This window comes from Corynebacterium sp. UD i78, from assembly GCF_056280545.1.
The window spans coordinates 2,110,298-2,127,591 of sequence record NZ_JBWCED010000001.1; the positions used below are offsets into that span (position 1 = coordinate 2,110,298).

Sequence of the window (17,294 nt, forward strand, 5' to 3'; positions counted from 1 at the left end):
GTTGACGAGGATCTGGTCGAAGAAGCTGAGGTTCACGGAATACTCCTGGAATTGGGGGGCGTTGTCGGGGACAATCGGCATAATCGTACAGGGCACTGGCATGTTACTGTGTACAACGTTGTATCTCGCCGCGTGACGGTGGTAACGCCTCCGTCTTCCCGGACGATCACCCCGGCGAGAACTCTCCACCACAAGTGACGTCGAAGAATCACGAGGCCTGAATGTCCACGCACGCCGCTCGCCGTGTCGCTCCCCGCTCTGTCCGAGTCGCCGCAGCCGCCCTGGTTGCCGCACTGCCGCTGACCGCTGTGGCGGTGAACTACGGCGATACGACGCCGTCCGCGTCCGCCCAGGACGCCTCACAGGAGCCCACACTCAAGCCCTTCGAGACCCAGGCGGCCGCCGAGGCCAACGGCTACGTCCCCGAGGACGAGGCCGGCTGGCGTCAGTGGGTGTACCGGCAGTCGGACGAGACGAACGAGGACGGGACCCCCAAGCCCGACGGTGGCAAGGCCGGCGACCGATACGGCCGAATGGAGGAGCTGGCCGTCAAGTCTCCGGCGATGGGCGGACGCGAGATCCCGGTCGTCACCATCCGCGCCAACGTCAACCCGGAAAGCGCCCCCACTGTCTACCTGCTCAACGGTGCCGACGGTGGCACCGGTCGGGCCAACTGGTTGCAGCAGACCAGTGCCATCGAGTTCTACGGCAATGAGATCGGCCGCCACACCGACGAGAACGGTGAAGTGCAGGACGGCTCCAACGTCAACGTAGTCATCCCGATGGCCGGCGCCTTCTCCTACTACACCGACTGGGAGCTCGAGCACCCCACGCTGGACGAGGACGGCAACGGCGTCGGCACCAAGCAGATGTGGGAGACCTTCCTCACCAAGGAACTGCCCGCAGCGATGGAGGGTACGGAGGGCGAGAGCGGCCATTTCCAGTCCACCAGCGACGAGCGCGCCATCATCGGCATGTCGATGTCCGCATCCTCCGTGCTGGTCTTCGGTGAGCAGAACCCTGGCTTCTACGACGCCATCGCGTCCTACTCCGGCTGTCCCGCCACCACCGGCACCGCCGAACTGGGGGTCGACCTCGTCCTCGACCGCGGCGACGCCACCTACGAGCAGATGTGGGGTCCCCGTGGCGGCGCCGTCGCACGTCGCAACGATGCCCAGCTCAATGTCGGGAAGCTGAAGGATCAGCACAACATCTACATCTCCGCCGGTACCGGCCTGATGGGTGAGCACGACGTCGCCTCCGGGGACCGCCTGCGCGGCAACCCGGTCGGCTCGATCACCCCGGCGACCGAGGGTGGCGTCATCGAAGGCGCGACCAACGTCTGCACCCATCTCTTCAAGGCCGCCGCCGACAAAGCCGGTGTGACCGAAGAGAACAACAACATCACCTACAACTTCCGGAACACCGGCACCCACCAGTGGGGTTACTGGCAGGACGACATGTTCGAGTCCTGGCCGACCATCGCCCGTGGCCTCGGCTTTGATGAGGCGGAGGCCATCGCCACCCGGGACAAGGCTGCCGCCGACTACCTGGACAGGAACCAGGGCATCGGCAATGCAGGCTCCCTGCCGCTGCTGACCGAGGCCTTCCAGCAGGCCCAGGCAGAGCAGGCCGCAGCGAACGGCGAGCAGTAACTCCTCTCCTCGCTACTCCCGGGACTGAGGTTCCGGACTGACTCCCGACAAGGCCCGCCGCACACCGACGACCGGTGTGCGGCGGGCCTTCTCGGTACGCGCGAGATGATGCACTCGCTCTGCGGGATGATGGGCCTGGCTGACAACAGGCCCGGACGCCAGACCGGAGTGTCGTCACCATGACACCGATAGCCCGGCAGTGAGCAGTCCTACCAGCGTAAAGTCACTACGGTTACGCCGTCCTACGACGACCATCATTCACGACAGGAACCCCATGACGTTTTCACTGGTCTGCCGCCGCACCATCGGCCTCCGTACCACCTCACTGCTCAGCTCACTGGGCATTCTGCTGGCTGGCGGAGTTCTCACCGGAGTCACCGCGGCCACCGCGGCAGCGGACCCCACCACCACGGGACCCACCGCCACCGGGGCCGCCACCGTCCACCGCGACTCCACCACCCCGGGGCTCACCGTCGAAGAGTCCGACTGGCGTGTCACCCTCAGTGAGCACCCGGAGGTCGAGGAGGTCTGGACCTACTCCCCGTCGATGAACCGGAACATCCCGCTGCTCGTACGCCCGTCCGCCGCCCCAGATGCGCCGACCCTCTACCTCCTCAACGGAGTCGACGGCGGCAAGGAGCGCAACCAGTGGTTCGGCAAGGGCGGGGCCGTGGAGTTCTTCGCCGACAAGGACGTCAACCTCGTCATGCCGGTGGACGGGAAGAACTCCTACTACTCCGACTGGTACTCCAGCTCCACGCTCGACCGGGCCGACCGTGGCGGCCGGATCCAGCAGTGGGCCACCTACCTCGCCGAGGAACTGCCCGGGCCGCTGGAGGACGCGCTGGACGCGAACGGAGTCCGGGCCGTCCTCGGTATGTCCATGTCAGCGACCTCCGCCCTGCAGCTCGTCGAGGACAATCCCGGGTTCTACTCCGCGGCCGCCGCGATCTCCGGCTGCTACGACACGACCTCGCGGCAGGGACGCCAGATGGTCGATGTCGTCGTCGGCCGTGACGGTTCCGGCGCCACCGCCGAGGAACTCTGGGGCCCGGTGGAGGGGGACGCCGCCCACGCCAACAATCCTGCTCTCCACCTCGACAAGCTCACCCCGGAGGTGCAGGGCTCCCGGGTTCCGCTGTATTTCTCGGCATCCACCGGTGTTCCCACCACGGAGGAGGCCGCCGGCATCTCACAGATCACCGACCCCGTCGATTTGGCGACCAGTGTGGTCTTCGGTCCCGGGCTGGAGATCGGAGCGAAGTCCTGCACCGTCGACCTGGAACACTCCCTCGCCGGCACTGACGTGGACGCCACCTTCAACTATCCCGCCCACGGTCTCCACAGCTGGGCACATTTCGCCTCCGAACTCCCCCGTGCCTGGCCCACCCTGTCCCGCGGCCTCGCGGTACAGGCCCCGGCGTATAGCCTGTAGCCCGTGCAACGAGCCGGACGTGCCCTGACCGCGGCGACACTTGTCGTCGCGGTGTCCGGCTACGCCGTCACGGTGCTTGCCGGACATGCCCTGGACCCGGCGGACTATGAACGTTTCACCGTCTACTGGGGCCTGTTCTTCGCCTGCACCGGCGTGCTCGACGGCCTTCTGCAGGAGACGACGCGGGCGGTGACAGCCCGACGCCGCCACAGGGGCACCGACATGGAGACCGGCACGCACGCACACCGCGCCCGCCCGCTGACCGTCGCCGCCGGGGTGGGCCTGGGCACCGGGGGGATGGTCTTCGCGTCCTCCCCGCTCTGGGCCGACCGGCTGCTGCCGGACACCGGTGGAGTCACGCTGCTGTCCGTCGGCCTGGCCTGCTACGCCGTGCAGGCCACCGTGTGCGGACTCCTGTCCGCCTCCGGGCGGTGGCGGACCTACGCCTGGCTGATCAGCGTGGACAGTGCGGTCCGCGTCCTACTTGCTGCGCTGGCCTGGGCGGCCGGCTGGCGCCTCACCGCGTTCCTGCTGGTCACCGTGATCGGCGCTGCAACATGGACCGGGCTGGCGGTGACGGCACTGCGTCCTGCCGCCGGACCGGTACGTGGCGTCCTGCGGGCCGTCGCCGATGTGCCGACCGGGGAGTTCCTGCGCCGCTGTGGTGCGGCCATGGTGGCCTCCGGGGCGAACGCCCTGCTCATCACCGGATTCCCGGTGCTCCTCACGGTCACCTCGACCGACGCCGCCCCCGGCGCACTGGCCGCGGTGATCACCGCCGTCACGTTGACACGTGCCCCGCTGCTCGTGCCGTTGCAGCGTTTCCTCCCCGCGCTCATTGTCCACCTCACCGGACACCGCGACGCCCCGCTCCCCTCTGTACTGCGACTGCTCAGCGGGTGCGTCGCGGCGTCCCTGGCCGGAGGTGTTCTCGCGTGGCTGTTCGCGGTCCCCGTGGCGTCCCTCTTCTTCCCCGCGGAGCTGGTGGCGGACGCCGCGACGTTCACTGTACTGACCACGGCTTCCGGCGCACTGGCGATACTCATGGTCACCGGGGCGGCGGTGCTGTCCGCCGAGCGCCACGGGGTCTACGTCACCGGCTGGATCGTGGCGACAGCCGTGGCGGTCGCACTGCTGTCCACCGGAGCCGACCCGGCCGTGCGCGCCGCCCTCGCCGTCGGTGTGGCCCCCCTGGTCGGTGCGGCGGTGCATCTCGTGGCGATCAGGCCTTCGAGAGCGTCACAGCCGGCTTCTCGACGGGCAGGTTCTTCTTCGAGAACGCCGTGACGACGGCCAGGCAGAGCGCCGCCATGACGATGCCGAAGCCCAGCATCCCGGTGTACTCGAAGGTGTCGGACAGTTCGGTGAGGATCATCGGGAAGAAGAAGCCGACATAGGTCAGGGCGTAGTACACCGCGGTGAGCCCGCCGAGGTCATCCGGGCCGGCGATACGCTGGACCTCCGTGAGACCGGAAACCATGCAGAGGCCGTAGCCGACACCGAGGACGATCGCGACGATGACCGTGTTCCAGATGGCGATGTCGCCGGCGGAGACGGTGGCGAGGATCATGCCGACAAGCACCAGACACAGGCCGAGGATCGGGCCGCGGGCGCTGTGCGCGGTGTTGATCCGTGAACCGAACTGCTGGATGGCGAAGCCACAGCCCAGGCAGACCACCGTGAGCAGTGCCGAGAAGGCGATCGGGGTGGAGACCTGGTCCTGGACCAGCCGCGGCATGATCGCGTAGGAGACACCGGCCGCACCGAAGACCCAGGGGGCCATCGGAGCGACGACAGTGAGGAAGCGACGGTCCTTCACCGAGGGGATCTTCAGGTCCGTCCACAGAGAGCCGTGGACCTTGAGATGGGCGGACTGACGGGTCTCGGGGATGGCGAGGATACCGGCCAGGGCGATGGCAGAGAGAACCGTATGGACGATGTAGGGCAGCTGGCCGGGGATCGGCCCCCATTCGGCCAGCACACCGGCGACACCGGCGCCGAGCCCGAAACCGGCGGTGTTCGACATCGCGGCGCGCTGGGCCCCGGTACCGGGCCGGGAGTTCGGGTCGAAGGGGGCTACGGAGAGTTCCTTGATCCAGGATCCACCGGCGGACATGACAATGCCGACGCCGACACCGGCGAGGACGCGACCGATGAAGATCGCCCACTCGGTGGTCTCGCCGGCGGCGATGAAGATGCTGCCGAGCAGCGCGATCAGCGGAGCCGGAAGCATGACAGGCTTGCGTCCGTAACGGTCGGACAGTGGGCCTGCGAGAAGCAGTGCGACGACGATACCGACGGCGTAGGAGACCAGGAGAGAGTCGATGAAGACGTCGCTGAAGACCGCCTCTCCACGGTAGAAGACGAGCATCGGGGTGGCTTCGTTGCCGCCCCAGGCGACAGTGAATACAGCGAAGGCGACGATGAGCCACGCCCGGCCGCCCCTGGCGCGTGCAGTTCCCCTGTGCGGTGCCGGATTGTCCGGCTGCTCCTGTTCAGTCATGAGATACATCGTAGACCCCCACTCCACCTGCGACGCAATGTGGTCCTACCTTTGGAGGGCAGTCACCTTACGTATCATCGGGAGGCATGACCAACACCGACACCACCGGACTCACCCGCCGTGACGGCGACACCCCGGAGAAGCTCCGCGCTCTCGCCGATGACGCCCAACGTGCCGCCGTCGCCGCCGAGCTCAAGGCGGCCCTCGACGGCCCCTACGCCGAGGCCCGCGACGCCGCCCGGGCCCTCATCGACGCCAAGGGACTGCGCGCCGACGACACCCTGCCACTCGACGAAGCCCGCGAGCGCACCATGTCCCAGCTCTTCGACGTCCTGTCGACCGGTTCACCCCGCGGCTCCTTCCGTAAGGACCACGGCGGCACCGAGGACATCGGCGCCACCCTGGCGTCTCTGGAGACCGTCGGTGGCGCCGACCTCTCCCTGATGGTCAAGGCCGGCGTCCAGTGGGGCCTGTGGGGAGGTGCCGTGGAGAACCTCGGCACCGACCGCCACATCCCGCTGATCAAGGACATCATGGAGCTGCGCATCCCCGGGTCCTTCGGCATGACCGAGCGCGGCCACGGCTCCGACGTCCAGTCCCTGGAGACCACCGCCGTCTACGACCGCGCCACCGGCGAATTCGTCATCCACACCCCGACCCCCATGGCCGAGAAGTGGTACATCGGCAACGCCGCGAAGGACGCCACCAAGGCCGCCGTCTTCTGCCAGCTCTACACTCCCGCCGGCGACTACGAGGAGCCGGCCGACGCGACCGTGCCCGAGTCCTGGGGCGAGTCCCACGGCGTCCACTGCCTCGTCGTCGATCTGCGGGACGCTGAGGGTAAGGTCCTGCCCGACGTCTACATCGGCGACCACATGTACAAGGGTGGACTGAAGGGTGTGGACAACGGCACCCTGCGCTTCGACCACGTCCGCGTCCCCCGGGAGAACCTGCTCAACCGCTTCGCCGACGTCTCCGAGGCCGGCGAATACTCCTCCCCCATCGAGTCCGACGGCGCCCGCTTCTTCACCATGCTCGGCGCTCTGATCCGAGGCCGCATCACCGTCGGCGCGTCCGCCGGTTCCGCCGCCCGGACCTCGCTGGCCATCGCCACGAAGTACGCGAACAAGCGTCGCCAGTTCGCCGCGGACGACTCGCTGCCGGAGTCCAAGCTCATCGAGCACCGCAAGCACCGGCTGCGTCTCATCCCGCTCATCGCGAAATCCTATGCGCTGCAGACCGCGTCCAACAAGCTGATCTCCCGGCTCAACGAGCTGGAGACCAGCATCCCGGACCGCACCGACATGACCAAGGAGCAGTCCGCCGACCAGCGTGAGCTCGAGGCGCACGCCGCCGCGCTCAAGGCGGCGAACACCACCCACGCCACCCGGACCATCCAGGAGTGCCGCGAAGCCTGCGGCGGCGCCGGCTACATGGCCGAGAACCTCCTCACCACCTTCAAGGACGACTCCGACGTCTTCACCACCTTCGAGGGCGACAACGTGGTGATGATCCAGCTCGCCGCCAAGGAGCTGCTCACCGGCTTCTCCCGCGAGATGGGCAACCTCGGCCCGCTGGAGATCGTCCGCTTCGGTCTGGACAACTTCGGCACGCTGCTCAAGCGCCGTACCGCCGCCGAGAAGATCATCCAGAACCTCGTCGACTCGGTCACCGACCGGGAGACCACCTCCCTGTTCGACCCGGCCTACCAGGTCGAACTGCTCACCGAGCGCGAAGACCGGCTGCTGATGAGCCTCATCCGCCGCATCCGCCCCGCCCAGAAGATGTCCACCGAGGACGCCGCCGCGCTCGTCGACGGCTGCCAGGACCACATGCTCTCCTGCGCGTGGGCGCACGTCGACCGCATCGTGCTGGAGAGCCTGCTGGAGACCGAGTCCGCCCTGGCGGACTCCCAGGCAAAGAAGATCATGGAACAGATCCGTGACGTCTACGTCCTGGACATCATCAACGGGAACGCCGGCTGGTACCAGGAGCAGAATCTGCTCAACGGTGCGCGCACCAAGGCCGCCCGGGCCGCGCTCAACGACCTCGTCGACTCCCTCGGCCCCTGGTCCGAGACCCTGGTGGACGCCTTCGCGGTGCCGGCCTCCGTCCTCGACGTCCCGCTACTGGAGGATGTCACCGACCCGACGGCACTGACCTTCCGCTCCTCGACGAACCCCGCCGCAGGAATGTGATGCGGGTACTCCTCAACATCATCTGGCTGGTGCTGTCCGGGTTCTGGCTGTTCTGCGGCTATGTGCTCGCCGGCATCATCGCGTGCATCTTCATCGTGACGATCCCGTTCGGGGTGGCGTCCTTCAGGGTCGCCGGCTACGTGCTCTGGCCGTTCGGCCGTGAGGTCGTGGACGCCCCGGGTTCCGGCGTGGCGTCCGGCATCGGCAACGTGATCTGGTTCCTGGTCGCTGGCCTGTGGCTGGCGCTGGGACACATCGCCACGGCCCTGGCGCTGGCGATCACGGTCATCGGACTGCCGCTGGCGTGGGCGAACCTCAAGCTCATCCCGGTGACCTGCTTCCCCTTCGGCAAGCGGGTCGTGAAGTCCCGTGACATGGCGCATGCGCCGGTGCACTACCCCGGGTACGCGCAGTAGACAGCCAGTCCGGCCCGTGGTGCCTCAGTCCAGACCGAAACGGGGGTCTCGGCCGACGTAGGCCATGAGCCGGACGGTGGAGGTGGCGTCCGCCGGGGCTTCGACCGGAGCACCGAAGGAGCCGCCGACCCGCAGCTTGTCGCCGAGGGCCATGAAGCCGGCGAGGTTCTTCTCGGCGAAATCGTCGTCCAGCTCCACGTCCCGGCCCTGCGACCGGGCAAGATCCCAGGTGTGCATGAAGATGTCCGGGATGAGGAAACCGGAGACATTGCGGTTAAGGGACTGACCCGGAATCGGACCGCGGGCGACCGGGGAGTCTGCGACGGAGGGGTTCTCAAGTGCGGCCTGAGCGACACCCACGAACTGCTTCCAGGCCCCGGCCGGGTCCGAGTGCTTGTCCTCGGTGAGATTGACCTCCACCCCGGCGTCCTCCAGTGCCGGTCCCGCCCAGCTGATGATATGTCCGACGAGGTCACGGGCCTTCCACTCCGTGCAGGGGGTCTGCGCGTCCCAGCCGTCGGCGGTGATGTCCGCGGTCTGCGCGGTGAAACCGGCGGCGACCTCGCGGAACCGGTCGGCGGTGGTGGTGGACAGTGCCATGGAAGCCTCCTGGGCAGGGGTATCTCTGATCCTCACCGAGGATACGCCTGCCCCATGGTCGTGTCCGGTGGCCGCAACGCCGTGTCCGGTGGCCCCTACTCTGCGACGGCAGGCTCCGGAGCCAGGTCGACGATGGTGAACTCGTCATCTTCACGCTGTGCGGACAGGTGCTCGATGGAGAGCTCGGCGGTGCGCTTCTGCTGGTGGGCGCCGTTGAACTTCCAGGCGTTGTTCGCGTCCTCGCGGTAGAGGACGGCGAAGTGGTCGTGGTGCTGTTCCTCGCCGGCGACGATGACCTTGTCCCCGGTCACGGGATCGGTGTAGCTGTACTGGTTTCCGTTGTCGGACATGCGGTGGCTCCTGTGCCTCTGTGGTGAATGACGGTCACTTACCGTCTGACACGAGACTACCGGGAAACGATCACGGAGACTGCCGATTCCGCGGGGAAGCGTCGGTCCCGCAGGTCCCGCAGGTTCCGCGGGTTCCGCGGGTTCCGCGGGTTCCGCGGGTTCCGCGGGAAAGCGTCTGGCAGCCCTCTCTGCACCGCGGCATCTGTTCCTGTCGCCTGAGCCAGCCGAGTCGACAGGAACAGATGCCGCTGTGCACTTGCGACTGCCAAACGCGAAGAGTAGCCGGATATACACGAAGCCCCAGGTGAACCGTGGTTCTACCTGGGGCTTCGGATGGAGCCGCTTGCGAGAATCGAACTCGCGACCTTTTCATTACGAGTGAAACGCTCTGCCGACTGAGCTAAAGCGGCACGGTCGGTCATTCTAACGGACGCCACACTACACCCACAAACCAGGCATCACACCAGCGCAACGACCTGCTCAGGGGCCGGTTCAGTGCCCTGCCCTGGACGGGTCCGCCACCCCGTCACACCTGCCCGCAGCACTCGCGCAGCCGCCCGACCATCCCGTTGAGAGCGACCTCCGGCTTCACGTTGCGGCGCAGCGTCTCCCGGCAGTCCGTCACTGCGTCGATGCAGCGCACGAGCAATTCCGGGGAGTTACGTCGGGCCAGTTCGCGGGACACCTTCTGCTGGTCGGGGTGGAGGAAACCACCGACCGGGTCTGCGCCTCCGGCGCCCCCGGCACCCCTGGAAGACCCGACGTCCACCGCACCGACCGCCACCATCATCGCGTCGCGGTACAGCCCCGCGATGTCGATGAGGGCCAGATCCAACGAGTCGCGCAGCATCCGGGTTCGCCGGTTCTTCTGCTGCTTCTCCAGCTCCTTGATCTGACCCGCGGCACCGGTCTGCGCCCGGGCGACACCGCGCCCCTTCGCGCCCATGCCCAGCGAGCTCTCCAGCTCCGCGAGTTCCCGGGCGTCCCGCTCCTCCAGTGCCGCCGCGGCCTCCGTCGTCGCCGTCTTCACCAGCTCCGCGGTGAACCGGTACGCCTCGCCCGAGCGGTAGATCAGCCCGGGCAGCTTCAGCGCGGTCGCCCGCTTGGTCCGCGCCGCCTCATCCGAGGCCAGGTGACGCGCCCGGCCGATGTGCCCACCGGAGACCTCCGCCGCCCAGTGCGCCTGCTCGTCACCGAGCCCCAGTGTCGCATCCGCCCGGAGTACCGCCTCGACCTCCTCCTTCGACGGGGTGGGCACGTAGACGTGCCGGCACCGCGAGCGCAGGGTGATGGAGATGTCCTCCGGGTCGGTCGACGGGGCGCAGAGCAGGAACACGGTGTGTGCCGGCGGCTCCTCGACACTCTTGAGCAGGGCGTTGGCGCCCGGGTCACCGAGCCGGTCGGCGTCCTCCACGATCACCACACGCCAGCGGGCCACCGACGGCAGCACCGCGGAGGTGCGGATGATGTCGCGTACTGCCTCAACCGGAATGGTGACGCCGTCGGTGCGGATCCAGGAGATGTCCGGGTGCGAGCCCGCGGCCGCCGAGCGGCACTGGTCGCACTCCCCGCACCCCACCACGGACGGGTTGTCACACACCAGGGCGGTGGCGAAGGCCTTCGCCGCAACGGAGCGCCCTGACCCGGGCGGGCCGGTGAAGAGCCAGGAGTGGGTCATCGCCGCGTCATTCACGGCGTCCTCCACGACCCCGAACCGGTCCCCGTCAGCGACGCGCTGGCGGGCGGAGAGCACGGCGTCCCGCAGCGGGCGGATCACGTGCGGGCTCAGCGCGGCGCGGGAGAAGACGTCGGACACGTCAGGCTCAACGGGTACAGCGGGGGTGGTCATGGTGGCGAGTGTAGTTCGGCGGCGATGGGTACACCCGCGCCCCTGCTCCGATAGGCTGGACAACCATGCAACGACTGGCACGGTACATCCGGTGGGCGTGGGGCACCAGCTGGCCCCTCTACGCCCTCTCTGTACTGGTCGTGAACGTTTTCGGCGCGCTTGCCGTCGCGTCGTTCCTGCGCTTCCTGGTGCCGCTGCCCGGCGCCCGCGAGTTCCTCTCGGTCTCCACCCTCACCCTGTCGTTGTACGTGGGGTACTTCATCGTCGCCCTCGTCATCGGCGTGGGAACGACGCTGCACTTCTTCACGCCTGTGCTGGGATGGGAGCGCGCGCCCGCCGGCTACGACCCACGGATGATCCGTCGCCTCGTGCTGCGTATCCCCGCCTTCCAGGCGTTTCTCGGCGGGGCCCTGTGGGCGGTCGGTGTGGTGATGTTCACCGTCGTCGCGGCGGTGGAGGTCTCGCGCAGCTGGGCGATGACCGTGGCCGTGACCGCGACGCTCGGCGGGGCGATGGTCGTGCTGATGACCTACATGGTCGCCGAGCGCATGGTCCGCCCCGTCGCCGTCCGCGCGCTGAAACCGGAGTACGGATCGCCGGAGAAGATCACCCCCCTGTCGCGGCAGATCACCTTCGTGTGGATCCTCACCTCCGCGGTGCCGGTGATCGGCGTGGTCCTCATGGTCGTCGCGCAGGCCAGCGGGTTCTTCGGCGGGGACGCCACGGAGATCCTCCCCGGCGTGCTCGCTCTGAGCATCACGGAGCTGTTCACCGGCTGGTCCGGGACCCGGCTGATGACCATGACCGTGGTCGACCCGATCCGGGAACTGCGGGTGGCGATGAACCGGGTGCGCCGTGGCGACACGCACGCCCAGGTGCGCGTCTACGACAGCTCGGAGATCGGCGTCCTGCAGGCCGGGTTCAACGAGATGATGTCCGGGTTGCAGGAGCGTGAGCAGGTCCGCAAGCTCTTCGGACGCTATGTCGGTAACGAGGTCGCCCGACGCGCCATGGAGGAGAAGCCACGGCTGGGCGGTGAGAACCGTCAGGTCGGTGTGGTGTTCGTCGACGTCGTCGGCTCCACCGGGTTCGCGGTCTCCCGTGAGCCGCAGGAGGTCGTCCAGGCACTGAACCGCTTCTTCGACATCGTCGTGGAGGTCGTGCACCGCAACAAGGGCATCATCAACAAGTTCGAGGGGGACGCCGCCCTGGCGGTCTTCGGTGCTCCCCTGCCCCTCGATGACATCGCCGGGCACACACTCGCCGCGGCCCGTGAACTCAAGACCGAGCTGGCCGCCCAGGAACTGCCCGCCGGCATCGGTGCAGCGGTCGGACCGGTCGTCGCCGGGCACATCGGCGCGAAGAACCGCTTCGAGTACACGGTCATAGGCGACGCGGTGAACGCGGCCGCCCGCCTCACCGACGTGGCCAAGGAGACCCCGGGCCGGGTGCTGACCACGGCTACGACGGTGCGTCAGGCCAACGAGGCCGAGCAGGCGCGCTGGACGATGATGAAGTCCGTGGAGCTGCGGGGTCGGCGTGAGATGACGCAACTGGCCCGGCCGATCCGCCCGACCCGCGCCGAACGTGCCGCCGAGCGCGAGGGTGAGCGGGCGACGGAGAAGACGGCGGGGCCGAAGCCGGAGCAGTGAGTGCCGGCTGGTGAGACTCTCCCCTACCCGCCTACGCCTCACCGATGACGGTGAGCCAGATGAGCACCACGTTCAGCGCGATGATGACCACGGCGAAGAACCAGCCGACCCAGGACAGGCCACGGACGTTCACCCACTTCCCCATCAGTGCCTTCTTCGCGGTCAGCGCCACCAGCGGGACCAGGGCGAAGGGGATGCCCACCGACAGCACGACCTGGCTGACGACCAGGGCCCAGGTCGGGTCGATACCGAGGCCGAGCACCACGAGACCGGGGATCATCGTGATCAGCCGGCGCAGCAGGATCGGGATGCGGATCTTCAGCAGGTCGCGCATGACCATGTCCCCGGCGTAGCAGCCCACCGAGGTGGACGCCAGGCCCGAGGCCAGCAGGCCGACAGCGAACAGTGCGCCGATGACCGGGCCGAGGGCGTCCGTCACCGCGGCGTGGGCACCCTCGATCGAGTCGGTCCCCTCGACCCCGCGCAGTGCCTCGGCGGCGAGGCAGAGCATCGCGATGTTCACGGTGCCGGCGAGGCAGAGTGCACCGAAGACGTCGATCCGGGTGGCGTGCAGGTGCCGGTTCATCGACGCGTCCGAGCCGGGGTTGAAGCTGCGGTCGCGGACCAGGCCGGAGTGCAGGTAGACGGCGTGCGGCATCACGGTCGCACCGAGCATGGACGCCGCGAGGATCACCGAATGGGTGCCCTGGAACCGAGGCACGATGCCCTCGACCATCTCGCCGACGGACAGCCCGGTGACGAAAAGCCCGGAGAGGAACCCGACGGTGATGGTCACCAGGAATCCGACGATGATGCCCTCGAAGGTGCGCTGGCGCCGCTCACTCTGGAAGGCCAGCAGACCGAGGGAGACCACGCCGACGATGACACCACCGAGCACCGGCGGGATGCCGAAGAGCAGGTGCAGGGCGATGGCACCGCCGATGACCTCGGCGATGTCAGTGGCGGCGGCGATGATCTCGGCCTGCCCCCAGTAGAGCAGCCGTCCGGTGCGGGCGCGGCGGGTGTTGCGCCGGTCGTCGAACCAGTCGGAGATGTTGGCGGTGAGGCTCTTGCCGGTGACCAGACCGATCTTCGCCGAGAGGTACTGCACGACCATGGCCATGAGGTTGGCGACGACGAGGACCCACAGCAGCTTGTAGCCGAACTCGGAGCCGGCAGAGAGGTTCGCGGCGACGTTGCCGGGGTCGACGTAGGCGATGGCGGCGACGAAGGCAGGGCCGAGCATGCCGATCAGCCGGGGTTTCTTCGTCCCTTCCCCGGTATTCTCCCGACCCACCGCCTGCTTCTCCTGCAGCATGTTTCGTCACCTGTCGTCATGGAGTTCAATTAGTTGAACATCATGTTAGGACCATGGGAACTGAAGGGTCAAACGGGGCAGCGGCCTCACCGGGTCCCGGTCCACGACCCCGGATGCACATCCTGACACGTGCCCCCGAAAAGGGGCCTACCCAGGGGAACCGCGGACGCATATTCTTCACAGTGAAGTGACATCCCTGGCGCCGTCCCCCACATCGGCGACCCCTCAGTCACCTCCGAAGATTCAGACAACACACACGACATCTGTCTCTCCACTGACCGAGCAGGACGCCCATGACCGCGACCCCCTGTCTTTGCCCGGCAACCCGACTCACCCAGCCCACAACACCGGACAAGGACCCACGCCATGTCTCAGCCCACCCACCCCACACGTCCGTTGCCGACTCTGAGCCAGAGCTTCGCAGTCCCGACTTCCCTCGGACTGTCCTCCCCGGGGCGTCCCCAGTCATTCACCAACGACGACGCCATCGAGGCCGCCTACCGGGCCGGACTCGCCGGCTTCAGCGTCAAGGGCGTCGCCAAACAGATCGGTGTCTCGCCCGCCGCGCTCTACCAGCGCTTCGGCAACCGCCAGGGACTGCTCAACGCCTGCATGTCCAAGGCCTTCGAGGCCGTCGAGCCCATCGTCGGCACACCCGACCGCTTCGAGACCCTCCGCCAGTTCACTGACCAGTGGTGGGCCCTGTGCCTGCGCTGCCCCGACATCGAGGTCGTGGTCCGCAACTACCCGGACCCCGAGATCCTCCTGATGACGCAGAAGTTCGAGTGCTACCGCAACCGGCTCAGCGAACTGGGACTGTCCACCGGGCAGGCCACCTTCGCCGGCTCGATGATCGCCGTGAACATGCTGCAGCTGCGCCACCGCCTCCCCCACGTCACGGTCAAGCCCGAGGATGTCCCCGCCGAGGTGGAGTCCCAGCGCGAGCAGTCCGTCAGTTTCATCCTGCAGACCCTGCAGAACAACTGGCCCGAATGGTCCGTCAAGGAGGAGCAGGCATGACCACCCCGCCGACCCGGCGTCGCGGACGTCCGGCGACATTCTCCGCCGAGGACGTCATACGCACCGCACTGTCCGCCGGCATCGGTTCCTTCACCCAGAGTGACGTCGCCCTCGCGCTCGGCGTGACCGTGCAGTCGGTCTACCGACGCTTCCCCACCCGCAGGCTGCTGTTGGAGGCCTGCATCGACAGGACTCTGGAGAGCGTCCCGCCAGCTGAATCGCTCGACCCGGTCCCCGAGACCTGGGAGGAGATCATCGAGGCCTGTGCCGGGCAGTGGTGGGCACTGTGCTTACGCTACCCCGGGTTCGCCACCGTGGTGACCAGCTACGACGGGACGTTGGAACGCTTCCTCGACCCCGCCTTCAACTCCTACACCGACAAGCTCATCGGCCTCGGCTGGTCGCAGCCACAGGTGCGGTTCGCCATGTCGCAGATCGAGTCCGCCGCCGCCGGGGTCGCCCACTACCTGTCCCAGGCGATACCGCAGGACGAGCCCGCACTGGAGGAGGCGTCCCGACAGATGCGTCAGGCCACCGACTTCATCGTCAGAGGTCTCAGCCTCAGCCGACCGGAGTGGCTGCTGTAGATATGCACCCGGGTGGGCGCCACAGCCCTCACAGCCGCTCCCCGGACGCCGCGAGCCGCACAGACGGGCGTCGCGCGCGGTGTCCCGCAGCTCCGGGGCGTTGAGCAGCGGTGAGCGGGTCATGTCACGCAACCCCAGCTCGGCGTGGCGACCCGAGTTCCGGGCGAGCTCACTGAGCGCCGGGACCATCGGGGACGCCATGACAGTGGGCACAGGGGTGGTGTCCCCGCCGACGGCCAGATGGACGGTGCAGTCGGGTGTGGCGGTGGCGACCGCCAGGGTGGCGGCTTCGACGAAGGCCTGGGGCGTGACCTCGGGGCCCCTCGAACAGTGAGGTCAGGCTGAGGTCCGGGAGCACCTCGGGCTTCTCGCCGCGGGCGACGGCGGAGAGGTCGGAGAGGACATTGTCGTGGACGAGGGCGTGAAGACGCCGGTGAGGGTGTTGATCACGGCGGTGGTGATGACGTACCAGTTGCCGGTGACCCTGTTGTCTTCAGCGGTGCCGGCGGTGACACCGGGCGCGAGGGTGAACAGCAGCCAGAGCGGCCAGGTGCACATGATCGCCAGGGTGGCGATGCGCAGCATGGATGCCTCCCCGACATGTGCCCGGTGGTGCGCATCGCCCGGGTGGTGCGGGTTCTGGGGGGGTGGGTGATGTGGTGGCTTTCCCGGCGTCCCTCTCCCCAGCGCTTTCCCCTGCACTTTTCCCTGCCTTTTTCCCTGCCTGTCCCGGCACGTGCCGACCTCGGCTGCGCACGTACTGGACGGGGGGGTTTCACCTCTTGAGCGTGGAATCTGTGTCGTCTCACGTCGGCACGGTGGAGCGCCACGAATTCTGGGGGCGGAGTGCGCCTCAACGTGGCCTCGGGTCCTGCCAGGCGTCATCAGAGAATCACGGTTCAACGGCCCGCAGCGTTATTCTCCGATGACGCCGGGGCGGTTCGCATGACACAACGACGAAGGCGTACGGCAGACAGGTCGAGCCTGTCAGCCACGCGCCTTGAGGTGCGTCAGTGGTGGTGTGTCGCCTGACGGTGCGAGCCGGGGAAGTGGCTACGCGGTGAAGGTGTTGGTGGAGGACCTGCCGGATACCCGGTCGAGGATCTTGATGGAGTAGATGCCGGGCTTGTCGTACCTGGGCGCGTTGGTGACATGCATGTACGTCGCACAGTTCGCGGTCCTGTAGGTGACCTTGTCGGTGCCGGGGAAGGAAATCTCCATCTGGCACCTGTTGCCGGTGATCTTGCCGTTGGTCCGGTCCTGTGCCTCCCACCTCACGCTCGGTTTGAGGCCGAGGGAGAAGATATTCGGCCCAAGCTCACGTCCGGTTCCGACGCTCACGGTCCCCTGGATCGACGCGACACCGTTGCTGCCGCCTTCTTCATGGTGATTTCCATTTCTCCAGAAACGTGGGGAAGAACGACCGTGGACGGATCGCGCGGGCCGCACGACCTCTTCCAACTGACGCAAATATAGAATCCCCCGCATTTCTGAACAAAGGCGAAATGAGCCCCCCTCAATTACTCTCACAATTCCTGACCACCCCTGTGTCGATACAGTTATTTGCAGGACCCTCTCCCCCTCCGCCAGCACATCCCAACCGGCCAGACCTCATCCACCCCTCCGCACCCGTCCACCACCAGTTCATCCGTACATCACTTTCAGGACACACAGCCCCAGTAGCGTCCTGTCCGTGAACCTCCGATCCCGA

General features: G+C 67.5%; 16 protein-coding genes and 1 tRNA gene. 9 read left to right on the forward strand and 8 right to left on the reverse strand.

The window, feature by feature from the left end; genetic code table 11:
* Window positions 1–221 precede the first annotated feature (221 nt).
* From ACZ9GM_RS09940 to ACZ9GM_RS09950, 3 genes are all read left to right on the forward strand, one after another.
* Window positions 222–1,655, forward strand: a complete 1,434-nt coding sequence (locus ACZ9GM_RS09940) for an alpha/beta hydrolase (protein ID WP_291474367.1) — start codon at window positions 222–224, stop codon at window positions 1,653–1,655.
* Window positions 1,656–1,929: 274 nt separating this feature from the next.
* Window positions 1,930–3,090 (forward strand): alpha/beta hydrolase, encoded by a 1,161-nt coding sequence (locus ACZ9GM_RS09945; RefSeq protein ID WP_291474366.1) that lies wholly within the window; start codon window positions 1,930–1,932, stop codon window positions 3,088–3,090.
* 3 nt (window positions 3,091–3,093) lie between these two features.
* Entirely contained in the window at window positions 3,094–4,377 is a 1,284-nt protein-coding gene (locus ACZ9GM_RS09950; protein ID WP_291474365.1) for a polysaccharide biosynthesis protein, read from the forward strand.
* Here the strand turns inward: ACZ9GM_RS09950 and ACZ9GM_RS09955 are convergent.
* A complete protein-coding gene (locus ACZ9GM_RS09955; RefSeq protein ID WP_291474364.1) occupies window positions 4,313–5,593 on the reverse strand; it encodes an MFS transporter in 1,281 nt (426 codons plus the stop codon). The genes ACZ9GM_RS09950 and ACZ9GM_RS09955 overlap by 65 nt on opposite strands.
* 86 nt (window positions 5,594–5,679) lie before the next feature.
* Here ACZ9GM_RS09955 and ACZ9GM_RS09960 point away from each other — a divergent pair, with 86 nt between their 5' ends.
* Both ACZ9GM_RS09960 and ACZ9GM_RS09965 read left to right on the forward strand, forming a co-directional pair.
* Window positions 5,680–7,791: an acyl-CoA dehydrogenase family protein gene (locus ACZ9GM_RS09960; protein WP_291474363.1), complete on the forward strand. Its 2,112-nt coding sequence runs from the start codon at window positions 5,680–5,682 to the stop codon at window positions 7,789–7,791.
* Window positions 7,791–8,207: a YccF domain-containing protein gene (locus tag ACZ9GM_RS09965; protein WP_291474362.1), complete on the forward strand. Its 417-nt coding sequence runs from the start codon at window positions 7,791–7,793 to the stop codon at window positions 8,205–8,207. The genes ACZ9GM_RS09960 and ACZ9GM_RS09965 overlap by 1 nt, the downstream gene beginning before the upstream one ends.
* A gap of 24 nt (window positions 8,208–8,231) precedes the next feature.
* Here the strand turns inward: ACZ9GM_RS09965 and ACZ9GM_RS09970 are convergent, their stop codons facing one another.
* The 4 genes from ACZ9GM_RS09970 to ACZ9GM_RS09985 all read right to left on the reverse strand — a co-directional run bounded on the left by ACZ9GM_RS09970 (window position 8,232) and on the right by ACZ9GM_RS09985 (window position 11,006).
* Window positions 8,232–8,807 (reverse strand): TIGR03086 family metal-binding protein, encoded by a 576-nt coding sequence (locus ACZ9GM_RS09970; RefSeq protein ID WP_291474361.1) that lies wholly within the window; start codon window positions 8,805–8,807, stop codon window positions 8,232–8,234.
* Window positions 8,808–8,902: 95 nt separating this feature from the next.
* Window positions 8,903–9,157, reverse strand: coding sequence for a hypothetical protein (locus tag ACZ9GM_RS09975; protein WP_291474360.1), 255 nt, complete (start codon window positions 9,155–9,157; stop codon window positions 8,903–8,905).
* 334 nt (window positions 9,158–9,491) lie between these two features.
* Window positions 9,492–9,567 (reverse strand) — tRNA-Thr (locus ACZ9GM_RS09980).
* 116 nt (window positions 9,568–9,683) lie between these two features.
* Window positions 9,684–11,006, reverse strand: coding sequence for a DNA polymerase III subunit delta' (locus tag ACZ9GM_RS09985; protein WP_291474359.1), 1,323 nt, complete (start codon window positions 11,004–11,006; stop codon window positions 9,684–9,686).
* Between the two features lie 65 nt (window positions 11,007–11,071).
* On the opposite strand from ACZ9GM_RS09985, the gene ACZ9GM_RS09990 reads away from it, so the two are divergent.
* Window positions 11,072–12,658, forward strand: coding sequence for an adenylate/guanylate cyclase domain-containing protein (locus ACZ9GM_RS09990; RefSeq protein WP_291474358.1), 1,587 nt, complete (start codon window positions 11,072–11,074; stop codon window positions 12,656–12,658).
* 31 nt (window positions 12,659–12,689) lie between these two features.
* On the opposite strand, the gene ACZ9GM_RS09995 is transcribed toward ACZ9GM_RS09990, so the two are convergent.
* Entirely contained in the window at window positions 12,690–13,976 is a 1,287-nt protein-coding gene (locus tag ACZ9GM_RS09995; protein ID WP_476037746.1) for an Nramp family divalent metal transporter, read from the reverse strand.
* 366 nt (window positions 13,977–14,342) lie between these two features.
* On the opposite strand from ACZ9GM_RS09995, the gene ACZ9GM_RS10000 reads away from it, so the two are divergent.
* The 3 genes from ACZ9GM_RS10000 (at window position 14,343) to ACZ9GM_RS10010 (ending at window position 15,917) form a co-directional block, all read left to right on the forward strand.
* The gene (locus ACZ9GM_RS10000; protein WP_476037747.1) at window positions 14,343–14,996 is read left to right on the forward strand and encodes a TetR/AcrR family transcriptional regulator; all 654 of its coding nucleotides are present in this window, start codon (window positions 14,343–14,345) and stop codon (window positions 14,994–14,996) included.
* Entirely contained in the window at window positions 14,993–15,583 is a 591-nt protein-coding gene (locus tag ACZ9GM_RS10005; RefSeq protein WP_291474355.1) for a TetR/AcrR family transcriptional regulator, read from the forward strand. The genes ACZ9GM_RS10000 and ACZ9GM_RS10005 overlap by 4 nt, the downstream gene beginning before the upstream one ends.
* A gap of 121 nt (window positions 15,584–15,704) precedes the next feature.
* Window positions 15,705–15,917 carry a hypothetical protein gene (locus ACZ9GM_RS10010; RefSeq protein ID WP_476037748.1) on the forward strand — a complete coding sequence of 71 codons (213 nt, stop codon included), beginning with the start codon at window positions 15,705–15,707 and terminating at the stop codon, window positions 15,915–15,917.
* A 2-nt stretch (window positions 15,918–15,919) separates the two neighbouring features.
* Here the strand turns inward: ACZ9GM_RS10010 and ACZ9GM_RS10015 are convergent, their stop codons facing one another.
* Window positions 15,920–16,168, reverse strand: a complete 249-nt coding sequence (locus ACZ9GM_RS10015; RefSeq protein ID WP_291474353.1) for a hypothetical protein — start codon at window positions 16,166–16,168, stop codon at window positions 15,920–15,922.
* A 468-nt stretch (window positions 16,169–16,636) separates the two neighbouring features.
* Window positions 16,637–16,924, reverse strand: coding sequence for a hypothetical protein (locus ACZ9GM_RS10020; RefSeq protein ID WP_476037749.1), 288 nt, complete (start codon window positions 16,922–16,924; stop codon window positions 16,637–16,639).
* Window positions 16,925–17,294 lie beyond the last annotated feature (370 nt).